The organism is Microcoleus sp. CAWBG58 (assembly GCF_020883045.1).
Classification (GTDB): Bacteria; Cyanobacteriota; Cyanobacteriia; order Cyanobacteriales; family Microcoleaceae; genus Microcoleus.
The window spans coordinates 18,338-31,699 of the sequence record NZ_JAHRFA010000019.1 but is presented as its reverse complement, the minus strand read 5'-3'; the positions used below and the strand labels follow the sequence as shown (position 1 = coordinate 31,699).

The window sequence follows — 13,362 nt, the reverse complement described above, 5'->3', positions numbered from 1 at the left end:
CAAAATCAAAAATCCCAACTAAGACTCCCGTCCCGAAACCCACTTATCCCGCCATTTCACAGTCCCTTCCGAAGCCAAAACCCAGCGCCGACAAACCAAATTTTCTCGCAGTGGCGACATTCCTTCCCGCAGCAGCGCATACTTATAAGAAACCAACTTCCCCGCACTTTCATTAAAAGGAATTTCCCCAAACCAAGTATTAGTATTGATATACTCCAGCGGGTAAGCCTTACTAATATCCCAATTCCCCAACTCAGGACAATCTCCAACCACCACAATTCTTTCCCCAGGCTGACTTTTAACACTATTAAGCTGGGCCCGCACAATAGTTTTCCCCTTAACTCGCTCTCCCACGCGGCTAAAAATCATTACTTCGCGATCGCCAAACTCCAAATTATACAGCATCCCGTCTTTAACTTCAAACTTGCGGCGCGATAAAACCTCCGTATGCTCTCCATCTGGCAACTCCGTATCAACCGCTTCAACAGTCACAGACTCGCCCCGATTCATCGCCACAAACACCACAGAATCGCGATAGCGGCGGACGTAACAATAAACATCAGCAGTTAGATATTTTTGCCACTGACTCCCCATCGAAATAGCAGGATTCAGCCGCCGCAACCCAGACAGCAACCGCACATCGCGGTAAATCGGCGAATCAGTATCCCACTTTTCCATCATCGGGCGGTTGTAAGGGTCATTTCCCCCTTCCGTATCATCGTGCAGGTACTGTTCGGTACCGTAATAAAGGCAAGGAATGCCGCGAGTCGTCATCATTAAACATATAGCCAACCGCAGCATTTGTCGATCGGCATTCAACGACTGAAACCGCGGCATATCGTGGTTGTCAATAAAAGTAATCAACTCCGTCGCCCCGTAATAGCGGCTATCCAAATCCAGAACATCCTGAATTAACTTAAATCCCGCCTCCGCACAATATCCCAAAGCTTCTCGAATAGCCACGCACAGACCAAAATCCAAAATAGTCATCCCCGACTCATTCGCAAACTCGACAGAAAGGTCATTTCTCGGGTCGCTGTAAATCCATTCACCAAAAATGAAAACATCAGGTCTGTGCGCTAAAATGTCAGCATTAAATTCCTGCCAAAACCAGATCGGCATATGCTTAACCGTATCAACCCGCAAAGCATCAACCCCTCTGTCCAGCCACTGTTTAATTGCTGATTTAATATAACGGCGGTATTCAGTATTATTTTCGTTGAAAGTCGCCAAACCAGACAGTTCGCAGTTTTGGACTTGCCATTCATCTTCCCAGTTTTGGACTTCCCCGTAGTGGTGATACCAGTTATTTTTATCCTCATTAAAGTCAGCTATTTTCACGCCATCATCGTAGAGTTCCCCTTTTTTACCACTAAAATCCGGGTTGCTGTGATTGCAGACAATATCGAGTACCAGTTTCATTTTTCGCTGGTGCAACTCGTCAACTAATTTGTCAAATACCGTATCTTTAGTTTCTTGTGTTTGGTTGACAGAAGGATTGTCACCTTTGGAAATAAACCGGGGATTTAGCCTCTTAAAATCTTTAGTCCAGTAGCCATGAATCGCAGCTTGTTCGACAAATAATGCTTCTACTTGCTCAAAAAGCGGAGTCAACCATACCGCAGTAACGCCCATATCTTTTAAGTAATCGAGTTTGTCGATAACTCCCTGCAAGTCGCCGCCCCAATATTTGCCCCAATTTTTGCCTTCAGGATCGTAAAGTTCTGGGTTTGGCCCTTCGTTGTTTGTAGAGTCGCCGTCGTAGAAGCGATCGACTACAATGAAATAAATTGTTTCTTGGCGGAATTCAATATCTCTGGTGTACAGGAATTCTAAATCGAGTTCGGTTTCTGGCTTAACTTCTTCTACCAGAGAGTCAATTTTTTCTTCAGGTTGGGTAGTTTCGTATTGAGATGAAGTTTGATTGGGAGTGACTGGTGTCATGAGATTTATTTTTGATACTGTAAGATTGGTCAGCTATTGGGAGTGAGAGTCGGAGATAGCTTTTCCCTCTGCCTGACTTTTACAGCATAATACGTAATTTACTCGTTTAATAAAATCTTCCTTTAGACAGATGGCAGAGTCGTCTACAGGTTAGTAGTCACGACTGAAGTCTTCTCTCGTTCGATCGCGACTGAAGCCCAAACGATCAAACTAATTTGATTCTGGTGCGATCGTTCTCACTGAGCATCTTTCCTTTCTATTCCTCCCGCAAGTTTTGAACATCTTCTACACTCAAACCAGTAGTTTGACTAATAGTTTGATTGTCAAGTACATTCAGAAGTTGCCTAGCAATTTCCAAAGCCTTTTCTCTCATTCCTTGCTGCATTCCTTGCTGCATTCCTTGCTGCATTCCTTGCTGCATTCCTTGCTGCATTCCTTGCTGCATTCCTTGCTGCATTCCTTGTGCAAGTGCTTCTTCAATTCCCTTTCGCAAGATTCCCTGCTGATCCATAATATACCTTTCGCGTGCTTCTAAATCTGCCAACTCCTCTGGATTCAAGTTAGTTTCATTAGCAATTTCAAAAGCTTGCTGTATTTCCGAGACAGTTTCCATTGTTGACGGTATAACTTCCAAACTGGGAGCATTTTTCATAAAATAAACCCACTTGTCAGTCAAAGTTTCCAACTCATCCAATTGTTTGTTGAATTTCGGCAATTCGATAAATATCAGTTCTATTTCTGGATCCACATAATCAAATAAACGCTTTTTCTCTTTGAACACAAAGTGAGAAATTACTTCTCGGTCATTGTCAAACATTTCAAAATCCGTAATTGTCAAAGCAATTACAGGCTTTAACTTAAAGTAACCTTCACCGCGAACCAGTTGAGTTGAGTAAGTTTTCGCAGTATTGTAAACTACCCGTTTGGCAAAAGATTCTACATTTAAAACTTGCATCTCGATAATTACAGTTGCGCCTCCTGTAAGTCTGGCTTTAACATCCAGGTAAGAGTCTTTGAGATACTGGACTCTCGATGCTAAATAGGGGTCGATAATTTCTAGGTCGGTGATGGTGGGATTGCCATCATAAATCATGGCATTCAGAAAGCTGATTAAGATTGGTTTACTTTGATTGGAGCCGAATATTTTTTTGAAGGCAAAATCGGTTTTCGGATTAATGAATCTCATTGTTGGCTTCTCTCTTTCTTAATAGTTGAACGAATCAATCTATCTAGCAATAACAATCAAAATATTTTAAAATTTGCTAGCGGCTGTGGGTATAGCTATATTTTACTATATTGCGATCGCCCGATCGAGAACAATGCACAAGCTTAACATTAAATAGGACGATCGCCCGATCGCATCAGCAACCAGAACGCCCGCCCCAGCTCAACTCCAAGCCTAACGCACAGAAGCCACCTCCTCAACTCCCGCCTCAGAATGCTCCACCCTAAACACATTTGCGTTCAGATTAGCAACAACTTGTTTCCCCTGTTGCGTCAATTCTAAATAGCCGATCGCATCCTTGACATACCGATAAACCACATTCCAATAAAACTTAGGATACCCCTCCCGCAAATCCGCCGGATTGCGATACTTCAACACCTGATTTTGACCAGTCTCCTCAAATTCATAAAACAGCGCAGTTACCTTTTGCAAATATCGCGGATCGCTCAACTGACCGATTAAATCTGCCGCCCGCACCAAACCCGGATAATTCAGAGTATCTTGATAGTCTTCATCCCGAGGAACCGGGAAACGAGTTAACTCAATATTCTGCTTAACCAGGTTGGCATCAATTAGTCTGTGACCCCCAAAGCGCTCCTCAACAAACATCTTTCCCCGATCGACATGATAAGGGGTCAAACTCGCATCAGTTGCACCCCTAGGTAGCGTTAAATTCATGTCACCTATTCCCGTCGCATACACTCCTAAATCTGTTCTATCTTGCCGACAAACGCCCTTGACATACCCGATATCGTGACACAGCAAAGCAATATGGAAATGCAGCCAATGTTCGCAGGAAACACCGCCTTCGCGGATGTGCTTCCCACGCAGAATTTCTTGTCCCACCAATGTCACTAAAATAGTGTGTTCCACATTGTGGTAAAGAGCATCGCTATTCGCAATATTTTCCAAAGCCATATCCGCTACCCAAGCAATAATTTCGCCATAGTCAGATTTAAAGCCACCGTAGGTGTGCCGATAGCCTTCAATTAGCCTCCAAACAAAATCGTTAATTAGCAGTTCAGTTGCGTTAAACATATTCACTTCCATTAGGCAAAATAAATTGTTAAATTATTGTTATATCTGTTGTTTTTGTTGCTACGATTTGATATTGTTGTTGACTTGACCGTAATGATGGACGCCCGCTGTCATTTAAAAGCATCCAAAGCATCCACTGATATTAACGATTGCGATCTAGATTGGCGATCGAGCAATTGGCAGAGCGCTGCACCCAATAAATAATTGATAAGCTCTACAGCATTTAAATTGTATATTTTAATGCCTAATTAAAACGCCTCAAATCCTCTCCCTCTGTTTACCGGAAGAGTGAGGCTGTTAGAGCTCTCTACCTCTCCCCATCGACTATCATAGACAATCTAGATGCACTACGGTCGATCGATAGGCGATCGAGGTATCAGACCCATCAATCAGCAGTACGGGGTGACATCTTCCCCGCATACATCAGCCAAAAACGAGAGCGATCGAAAACGCAACCCCACTAATTCTTCATATACAGGATTTAGCTTGCACATCGGGGGTATATGGAAAACATAGTGTCCGAATAAATGGATATTTCTCTCAAAAGGGCACCGTGCGGGTATAACTTGACACAACAACCTAGCTATTTTCCGTTAGCGCAGCCCTCGGAGAGGATCGCCCACTTCAATGCCCCTAGAGCCACTGTCGCACTGGTTGAACGAGGCGATCGCGAAAAGTCAAGTCTGGGCAAAGATTTTTAGGTAAAATACTTGTAGTCGAGTTCATGATTTTCCTCAGTAATCCTAATTAACAAAAAGTTATAAATCACCCTGATTACATCATCAACCGAATCCACCGTTACTCCAGTGACGTGAATAATTATTTCCTGTGACACTCGCGGCCCCAAAATGTGATATATAAAGTTCATAGTTGTGATGGTAAGTCCGCAAGAGTGTGAGACAGATCACCGCCTTTACTCGCTAAATAGTTTATCCTTAGAGGTATATAAAAAATTATATAAGTGGTAACTGCCGGCCTCTACTTTACTGCGATATACTACCCGGTCAATTAACTAATACAAGGTTTTAGGCAATGATTAAACAACAATATAAATATGCCGACCTTTCTCAACGTCCCCACACAGATACCGTCCTGGAAAAACTCCCTGTAGAGGTTAAGGAGTGGGCAGAAAGCTTGCCTTGGAACCAGCGGCGCTACGTTTTGTCGCTCTCCTACATATTGTGCGCGTCTACTCCCGATTTTCAAGCAGAATTTTTAGATGAGTACACAGCAGACGGCTTAGTCTCAAAAATGTTTGAAGATGTAGATACTCTACATCGAGTCAAAGAGTATTTAATCAGATTCCGAGTCAAAAAAGAATTAAACGAATCTGATTTAAGAAGCTACATCAAACAATTTTATATCCACTCATCTCAACAAGCGCTCCGGGAAACAGACCAATATTTAGAGTCGGCACTGCGTTTCGTATTGAGTACAGAAGAACGCAATAATGTTTTTAACTACATTTTGGGTTTTGAATTTATTAAAATTGTGTTTCAAATGAGTTGGTTGCAACACGAAAGATTAGCCAGACTACAAAAAAATCAGTCGCAGTTTATTGAAAGCTATATCAAGCCGATTCAACACGCACACAAAATCAATGCCATAATTGTACCGAAAGATGAGAGAATCTTTTTTGCCAGACGCGCTTATTACGTTCAACAGCCTAACATTTCTTACAGAAAACTTATCGAGTTAGTCATGGCTACTTTTACTACAGAAATGGTGACTCATTGCGGATTTTCGATCAGCCGCCACTCTCAAGCTATGCGCTTTGACTGCGATTACATTTACGATCCCCAACCAGAAGAAGCAAGATTTCCTACTGACTTACAATTTATTAATTGACTCTACCCCGTCAGATATCCGCCAAGTGATAAACCCTACGTTGCTTTTTCTATTGACTTTGAGTATTCGTAGGGTGCGTCGCCACAAACAATCCCTGATAAAAATCGACAATTTCACGGCGACGCACCTGACACCAAAATAGCAGTATTCGTAGGGTGCGTCGCCACAAACAATCCCTGATAAAAATCGACAATTTCACGGCGACGCACCTGACACCACACGAGAAATGTTCTATCAATTAACCTTCCGCTTGCATTTCTTCAATATCAAACCAACTAACTATCACTCCCGTTAGCGGAATAGCAAGAAATATGCCTAAAAGTCCAGCCGCTCTCGCGCCTATTAACAGTGCAAAAAATATCACTACCGGATTGAGATTAAGCGAAGCGATTTGTGTCAATTGCTTTTACTGAACCGACGCCCTAGGTAGAGGTCGCTCTCAAACTGTTAAGAGAGGGCGGGCCCGCACCATCCACCGCCCCTACAAACTGTCAACTGTCAACTGTTGAATCTGCCCTGTGGCAGATAGCACGAATAGCTCAATTTTTGGGATACTAGAAATTAGCACTCAACTTAGCTGAGGAACAAACGTGCTGCTATCAAAAGGCTTTGAAGTAGAAATGTATACCGGCACGCCCGAAGGTGAGGTTGTCGGTCTCTCCGATCGCATAGTCGCCGATCTAGAGGGATTTGTGCGGGAGCCTGATAGTCGCAATGTGGAGTACACGACTGCCCCCCTGTGCAGCTACGATCGCCTGCTGTGCGCCCTAGTCAAGCCGCGAGTCCGGCTGCGCGAGTATCTCAAACAGTTGGGCGACTATACCTTGCTCCCGGGAAGTACCCTGTCTCTCGGTGGGAGCGATCGATTTTACCGATCGGATCCCAACAACCCCTATCACACCTACATCGAGCAAACCTACGGCACCAAAGTCGTCACTGCCAGCATTCACATCAACATCGGCATCTCCGAACCAGAAATGCTGATGCGCGCCATCCGCCTCGCCCGCGTCGAAGCACCGCTATACCTGGCATTGAGCGCTTCTTCCCCGTTCCTCGACGGCGAAGTCACGGGCTATCATTCTACCCGGTGGGGTTTGTTTCCCAAAACTCCCGCGATCGTCCCCCTGTTTGAAAGTCACAAGCATTACATCCAGTGGACTGAAGAACAGCTAGAACTCGGCAGTATGCAAAACGTCCGCCATTTGTGGTCTGCTGTGCGGCCAAATGGCGATCGTCGCCCCTACTGTCTCAACCGCCTCGAATTGAGAATTTGCGATCTTGAAGTCAATCCTCTGGCTTTGTTGGCCATCACTGCCTTGCTAGAAGCTCGTATTTGGCAGATGATGGAAGACCCCGGCTTAGACCCCTTAGCACTCAGCACCTTACCGGCCGCCACCCGCAATCAAGACTTAGTTGCCCTCACCGACGCCAACGAAATTGCTGCATCCCGGAAAAGTTTGGATGCCGAACTCACCCACTGGCAAGACGGCAGAAAGATTTTGGCGCGAGATTGGATTGAGGAAATTTACCAGGAAGTCTGGCCGATCGCCAAAAAACGTGGCTTTAGTTGCTTTCTCTCGCCGCTCAAAAAGATTCTCCGGGAAGGCAACACCGCCCAACAGTGGTTGAAACTGCATGAGGGCGGTTTGGATGCGCGCACGATTATTCTCCAAGGGATTGATGGCATGGCTCACCAGGAATGGGAGCTGGAAGACAATTTGTGCGGCCAGTTAGTCGCTTGAACAGTAGCAGTGCAAAACAAATCAGAATATTTAATCAATGGCAGTCGGCACCTGTTATAAATAAAAGCTATGAATAGTATCTACCTTTGGGTAGATTTCTAAATGTGCCAATAGCTGTATTTTTTGCTTTGATAGCAACTGCCAAGACGTGTTTAATCGCTGAAACCATTGCTATCCTTGGGGCGATGGGGGTTGTCAACTGTCAACTGTCAACTGTCAACTGTCAACTGTCAACTGTCAACTGTCAACTGTTTAAAGCTTCATGCCCCAACTTGTCTTGATTCACCCGCAAATTCCCCCGAATACTGGCAATATCGCCCGCACTTGCGCTGCCACAGGCACTACATTGCATTTAGTCGGCCCGCTGGGGTTTGAAATTAGCGATCGCTACCTGAAAAGGGCCGGCTTAGATTATTGGCCCTATGTCAATCTCCACTGTCACGAAGACTTAGCTGCTTTTGAGATATTTCAGCAGGAGCGAGGAGGGCGAACGATCGGATTCAGCACTGGTGGACGATGCAGTTATACCCAATTCCAATTTCAGCCCAGCGACTGGTTGATGTTTGGCTCAGAAACTGTCGGCATTCCTAAATTGGTCTTGGATGCCTGCGATGCCACAGTTTTTATTCCCATGAGCCAGCCTGGAGTCAGGAGTTTGAATCTCTCTGTCAGCGCCGCTGTAGGTTTATTTGAGGCTAAACGACAGTTGGGCGAACTCGGATAAATCGCGATCGACAGATACATACATATATAGATATTTAATAGCTGTCGGCTACAGCCAACTCTCGTTTTAAATATAAGAAATTTGTATCAAAGCGGTGAAAATCTAGATAGCGGAGATTAATATATTTTATTCATCCAAAAACAGATTGTTATCAGTAATACCAAATTAGTCGCTGCGAGGATGTAGCCACAAAAACAGAGGATTTCAGCGATTTAAGGCGCCAGGGATCGGCTGATTGTGCCTGAAGGCTATTGATATCTAGTGAATATACGGTTGTAGGTTGTCCGGAAATTAGCATAGAGTCGGACAATAGGTGAGAGTCTTAGCCTGTGCGGGAACGGATATTTTATGTATTCGTTCCAACTATTGCGGTGTAAGGCTTGTGGGGTGTAATTGCAGCGGGTTTGACCGAGAATTTTAAAAATTATTACGGTTCGAGCTTGTCTAAATTAAAAAAGCAAGGTAATCTTGCCTAAGCACGATCGCTTTCAACAATCAGAATATTTTTGGTTGTTGATTTAAATTCAGCATCATGCAATCCCTTGAGTGTTTCCAAGGACAGTTAGCGCTTCTCAGTAGGAGGTCGTTTTTTTGAAACGAACATATCCCCAAAAAAATAAGCCTGTTCAGGCTAGTGAAATCGACAGAGACGGTTCTGCGGAACCGTCCAAGCAGACAACGCTCAGCACAGGCAGAGTTCGCTCTCTCGCCACGATCGGGCTGGCAATATCGGTAGGTGCTTCTGGCATCCTGCTGCCGAGAAACGGAGACAGCGCTCGCGCGTCTGAACTCACACCGACAGCAGAATCGACCGTTGAATTAAAGCCTGTATCGACCAACGGGCCCGCTACCACCGGACAAGTTGACGGCTCCTCAGCCGAACAGGCAGGGGTTAAGGTTCAGCAGGGACAAACCCTTTGGGATCTGTCTCGGGACTATGAAATTGAACCGAAGGCACTAGCAACTGCCAACGGCATCAAACCCGATACCGCACTCCAAGCCGGCCAAGAACTTAGAATTCCGGAGGCTCTAGAAGCCTCGCCACAAGAGAACCCTGGCAATACTGCCACAGTCAATCCAGAACAAAAATTAAATCTAACTGGCTCCGAGTCGTTGGATAGTGCAGCCCAGTACGGGCAGCCAACGGCAACGCCAGAGATGGCGACGGTACCGGCACAAAGCTCGATCGACAGCCCGAACGCAGACGGGGCGATCGACAGTTTGAAAAAACAGGAAAACCGCACTACAGCATCAGGTCGGTTCCTGTTGGACTCTGAGGTGGGAGCAAATTCATCTACACCTGCTGTACCGACGCTGGCATCCCCCGAATATGCCACCTCGCCAGCAATTCCTGACCTCAGGGCCACACCTGTAATTCCCAATGCCTCGGTGGGTCAAGCAGCATCGACCGATCGATCGTTGGAGTTCATTGAACAGTCTCTCGCAACACCTAGTTTGCCCTCCGCTGTGGTAGTGTCCCCAGCAGGCAGTAGCGCAGGACCAGCCCAGGGGTTCTACAACGTGCGCCCGGGAGATACGTTAGATGCGATCGCCTCTAATTACCGGGTATCGCCCAAAGAGCTGATCGCCGTCAACAAGCTGGGCAATCCCAACTTGCTGAATGTCAATCAACGGCTGAAAATTCCCAACGTTCGGTCAAATAATCCAGCGGTGCAGGCGGCAGCATCTGATTCTGCCTCTAACTCTACATCTGTCTGGTCGGCGACTTCGGTTCCCGCATCTTTGAACCCTAGTTCGTCTACCTCGGAAATAACCGGTGCTGGCGTTGCAGCACCCACTCCAAAAGTGGCGGTTGTCTCTCCCTTGGCGAACTTGGAAGGTCTGAACAATATTTCAGCACCGATGGTTCCCAAAATTAACAGCATTCCGCTAACTCAAGTTTCTCAAACCATTAGCGACAACAGAAAGCTGGAACTTCAAGGCGAACCAACATTTACAGGTGCCGTTGACACCAGCGCCCTGCCGCAGCCAGCAAGTGCAACTGCTACCAACCTCGCTGTTGCATACCCGCAGCCGATGGGCTTGCAAAATGTTAGCGCCCAGGGTTTAAATCCTTCTCCCACCAATGCTGTAATTGAGTCTAATGCGGAGGATCTACCCACCGCTACCGCTCTCAACCCTTATTCCGAACGTTTGAGAGCAGAAGTTGTCAGACTGCGAGAGGAATATCGCGCCGAGCGCAATTCGATCGGGGCAAATGCGGTTTCCCTGGCTCCAACTGAGGGCCCAGAAGCGAAACTCGCCTCCAACCCGTCTGAAGAACTCCCAAGCGTCAATCCCGACCTCTACACCCCCGAATACGCTGGAGCGGTGCAGAATGAAATCGGCAGACCGCCGTCGAGAGGGTGGTCCCAGGAAGTTCAGAAACAGCAGCAAGAGCGTTTCGATCCCGCTCGTGCAGCCGAACTGCAACCGATCAACCTAACGCCTACCTCTACTCAAGAACGGCCGGTGGTAGCAACTGCTCCTTTGGGTTCCGAGGGTTATGACCCCCTGAGCAACCCGTCTTTGGGACGCATGGTTTCTCCAGAACTGCCTCCACTTTCGGGCGCTGATACTTATCTGCCTAACGGCGGCGGCAAACAGCAGTCGGCTAACGGATTGATTTGGCCGGCTAAGGGCGTTCTCACTTCTGGCTACGGCTGGCGCTGGGGACGGATGCACAAGGGAATTGATATTGCAGGGCCGATCGGCACGCCAATTATGGCTGCCGACAGCGGGGTGGTTACCTATGCAGACTGGAACGACGGAGGCTACGGCTATCTGGTGGAAATTACCCATCCAGACGGATCAGAAACGATCTACGCCCACAACAGCCGAATTTTGGTGCAAAAGGGTCAGAAGGTCGAGCGCGGCGAACAGATTTCAGAAATGGGCAGCACCGGCTTCAGTACCGGGCCGCACTTGCACTTTGAAATCCATCCCGCCGGACAAGGTGCTGTCAATCCAATGGCTTTTCTGCCTAACGATACCTCCAGCGCTTCTCGATAACGACTGGTCTGAAGTTATGGGTTTTGAATCATTACCAAAACTCATAACTTAGATCGGAAGGTATTAGAAATTCGGTTGTTGGGAATACAGACATACTTCCACCTACCATGCTACGATGGTAAATCGTGAAGTAAGTTTGGCTCAGTGGCGCAGTGGTTAGCGCAGGGGACTCATAAGCCCAAGGTCGCAGGTTCAAATCCCGCCTGAGCCATGATTTAATAGAAAAAATCACGCTCTCTATTTTGAGAGCGTGATTTTTTAGACTTGCCGAGAACATACTTGTAGTCGTTATGAGTATGATATATTTGTAACAGTTCGTAAAAAAGGAAACAAAATCTATGACAAGTGAATGCCTCCGGGTTGGTCAAGCTGCACCCGATTTCGCAGCAACAGCCGTAGTGGATCAGGAATTCAAGACAGTTAAACTGTCAGACTATAAAGGCAAAAAGTATGTAGTCCTGTTCTTCTACCCCTTGGACTTCACCTTTGTGTGCCCAACTGAGATTACAGCATTTAGCGATCGCCATGAGGACTTCAAGAAAATCGATACCGAAATCCTCGGCGTCTCAGTTGACAGCGAATTCTCTCACCTCGCTTGGATACAAACAGACCGCAAATCCGGCGGTGTCGGCGACCTCAACTATCCGTTAGTAGCTGACCTCAAAAAAACCATCAGTTCCGACTACAACGTCCTCGACCCAGAAGCAGGTATTGCCCTCAGAGGTCTGTTCATCATCGACAAAGAAGGCATCATCCAACACTCTACTATCAACAACCTTGCCTTCGGCCGTAACGTAGACGAAACTCTCCGCACTCTGCAAGCTATCCAACACGTCCAGTCTCACCCCGATGAAGTTTGTCCCGCTGGCTGGCAGCCCGGTGACAAAACCATGACACCCGATCCAGTTAAGTCCAAAGTATTCTTTGCTGCTGTCTAACTCGATCGTTTTGAGTTGTAGGGCGGCGCCTGTGAGTGTCCGCCCTCGAAACTTTCGGTGCAATGCCCAATCCCTCCGCTTCGCTTCGCCCAGTGCAGCGATGCTCAATTCCCCATTCCCAAATTAGCAAATATGCTGACTTCTACTGATTTTAGCGGCTTGTTAAATCAGCGGTTTTTCCAAAATTTATTGCCTGTTCCCGCGACTAATCTTCTGAAGCTGGGACAGAGGACACCAGATTTTGAATTGCCGGATATTAATAATGGCAAATTGGTGCGGCTGTCGAACTATCGGGGCGATAAGCCGGTAGTTCTGGCTTTTACGCGGATTTTTACTGAAAAGCAATATTGTCCTTTCTGTTTTCCTCACATTAAAGCTTTGAATCAAAAGTGGGAACAGTTTGCCGATCGCAATATAGAATTATTGATGGTAACTAGCACCGACGACCGGCAAAGCCAAATCGTTGTGAGAGATTTAGGCTTGAAAATGCCTCTGCTGTCGGATCCAAGCTGTCAAGTATTTCGGGCCTATGAAACCGGTCAGGCTTTGGGTGCTCCTTTGCCGGCTCAGTTTGTTTTGGATGCAGAGGGCAAACTCCTATTTAAACATTTGTTTTCGTTCATAGACCACAATGCTAGTGTGGAAACTTTGCTGAACTCTCTGCCAAATTAGAGCACGGTTTGTAGCTAGTGGTTGGTTCAACAGTTGACAGTTGACAGTTGACAGTTGACCTCTGGCTAAAAGTCAGAGGATTGGAGTAATGAATAGTCTGATTTTAATTTCTATGCCCAAGCCAGAGGCTTTCAACCAATTCTTTCTGGTAAGGTGCGTCGCTGTGGAATTTTGGATTTTGGTTGAGATTTTCTGCAAGCGACGCACCTTAGTGTAAGA

The 13,362-nt window shown here is 46.4% G+C and carries 14 protein-coding genes, 1 tRNA gene and 1 pseudogene; 10 read left to right on the top strand and 6 right to left on the bottom strand.

Annotated elements, in window-relative coordinates; genetic code table 11:
- Positions 1-18: 18 nt before the first annotated feature.
- The 3 genes from QZ918_RS10925 to QZ918_RS10915 all read right to left on the bottom strand — a co-directional run bounded on the left by QZ918_RS10925 (position 19) and on the right by QZ918_RS10915 (position 4,207).
- Complete coding sequence (locus QZ918_RS10925; protein WP_293334556.1) at positions 19-1,944, bottom strand: alpha-amylase family glycosyl hydrolase; 1,926 nt, start codon at positions 1,942-1,944, stop codon at positions 19-21.
- Positions 1,945-2,200: 256 nt separating this feature from the next.
- Positions 2,201-3,130 (bottom strand): Rpn family recombination-promoting nuclease/putative transposase, encoded by a 930-nt coding sequence (locus QZ918_RS10920; protein ID WP_293334553.1) that lies wholly within the window; start codon positions 3,128-3,130, stop codon positions 2,201-2,203.
- A gap of 213 nt (positions 3,131-3,343) precedes the next feature.
- Positions 3,344-4,207: an Npun_R2479 family HD domain-containing metalloprotein gene (locus QZ918_RS10915; RefSeq protein ID WP_293334550.1), complete on the bottom strand. Its 864-nt coding sequence runs from the start codon at positions 4,205-4,207 to the stop codon at positions 3,344-3,346.
- Positions 4,208-4,243: 36 nt separating this feature from the next.
- Between QZ918_RS10915 and QZ918_RS10910 the strand changes: the two genes are divergently transcribed.
- Positions 4,244-4,411 carry a hypothetical protein gene (locus QZ918_RS10910; protein WP_293334547.1) on the top strand — a complete coding sequence of 56 codons (168 nt, stop codon included), beginning with the start codon at positions 4,244-4,246 and terminating at the stop codon, positions 4,409-4,411.
- A gap of 185 nt (positions 4,412-4,596) precedes the next feature.
- Here the strand turns inward: QZ918_RS10910 and QZ918_RS33100 are convergent, their stop codons facing one another.
- Complete coding sequence (locus QZ918_RS33100; protein ID WP_367275316.1) at positions 4,597-4,782, bottom strand: Mo-dependent nitrogenase C-terminal domain-containing protein; 186 nt, start codon at positions 4,780-4,782, stop codon at positions 4,597-4,599.
- A 457-nt stretch (positions 4,783-5,239) separates the two neighbouring features.
- Between QZ918_RS33100 and QZ918_RS10895 the strand changes: the two genes are divergently transcribed.
- Positions 5,240-6,055 (top strand): cobyrinic acid a,c-diamide synthase, encoded by an 816-nt coding sequence (locus QZ918_RS10895; protein ID WP_293334541.1) that lies wholly within the window; start codon positions 5,240-5,242, stop codon positions 6,053-6,055.
- 49 nt (positions 6,056-6,104) lie between these two features.
- Here QZ918_RS10895 and QZ918_RS10890 read toward each other — a convergent pair whose 3' ends face one another.
- Both QZ918_RS10890 and QZ918_RS10885 read right to left on the bottom strand, forming a co-directional pair.
- Complete coding sequence (locus tag QZ918_RS10890) at positions 6,105-6,254, bottom strand: hypothetical protein (RefSeq protein ID WP_293334538.1); 150 nt, start codon at positions 6,252-6,254, stop codon at positions 6,105-6,107.
- A 39-nt stretch (positions 6,255-6,293) separates the two neighbouring features.
- Positions 6,294-6,440: pseudogene (locus QZ918_RS10885) on the bottom strand (AI-2E family transporter); the annotation flags it as partial.
- A gap of 205 nt (positions 6,441-6,645) precedes the next feature.
- On the opposite strand from QZ918_RS10885, the gene gshA reads away from it, so the two are divergent.
- The 8 genes from gshA (at position 6,646) to QZ918_RS10845 (ending at position 13,360) form a co-directional block, all read left to right on the top strand.
- Positions 6,646-7,797, top strand: coding sequence for a glutamate--cysteine ligase (gshA, locus tag QZ918_RS10880; protein ID WP_293334535.1), 1,152 nt, complete (start codon positions 6,646-6,648; stop codon positions 7,795-7,797).
- 86 nt (positions 7,798-7,883) lie between these two features.
- Positions 7,884-8,078, top strand: a complete 195-nt coding sequence (locus QZ918_RS10875; protein ID WP_293334532.1) for a hypothetical protein — start codon at positions 7,884-7,886, stop codon at positions 8,076-8,078.
- On the top strand, positions 8,060-8,521 hold the full coding sequence (locus QZ918_RS10870; protein WP_293145927.1) for a tRNA (cytidine(34)-2'-O)-methyltransferase: 462 nt from the start codon (positions 8,060-8,062) through the stop codon (positions 8,519-8,521). Before QZ918_RS10875 ends, QZ918_RS10870 begins: the two co-directional genes overlap by 19 nt.
- A 591-nt stretch (positions 8,522-9,112) precedes the next feature.
- Positions 9,113-11,533: a peptidoglycan DD-metalloendopeptidase family protein gene (locus tag QZ918_RS10865; RefSeq protein ID WP_293334529.1), complete on the top strand. Its 2,421-nt coding sequence runs from the start codon at positions 9,113-9,115 to the stop codon at positions 11,531-11,533.
- A gap of 138 nt (positions 11,534-11,671) precedes the next feature.
- A tRNA-Met gene (locus QZ918_RS10860) sits at positions 11,672-11,744 on the top strand.
- Between the two features lie 127 nt (positions 11,745-11,871).
- Positions 11,872-12,471 (top strand): peroxiredoxin, encoded by a 600-nt coding sequence (locus QZ918_RS10855; RefSeq protein WP_293145932.1) that lies wholly within the window; start codon positions 11,872-11,874, stop codon positions 12,469-12,471.
- Between the two features lie 132 nt (positions 12,472-12,603).
- Positions 12,604-13,143 (top strand): peroxiredoxin family protein, encoded by a 540-nt coding sequence (locus tag QZ918_RS10850; protein ID WP_293334526.1) that lies wholly within the window; start codon positions 12,604-12,606, stop codon positions 13,141-13,143.
- Between the two features lie 88 nt (positions 13,144-13,231).
- On the top strand, positions 13,232-13,360 hold the full coding sequence (locus tag QZ918_RS10845; RefSeq protein WP_293334523.1) for a hypothetical protein: 129 nt from the start codon (positions 13,232-13,234) through the stop codon (positions 13,358-13,360).
- The last annotated feature ends 2 nt before the right edge of the window (positions 13,361-13,362 follow it).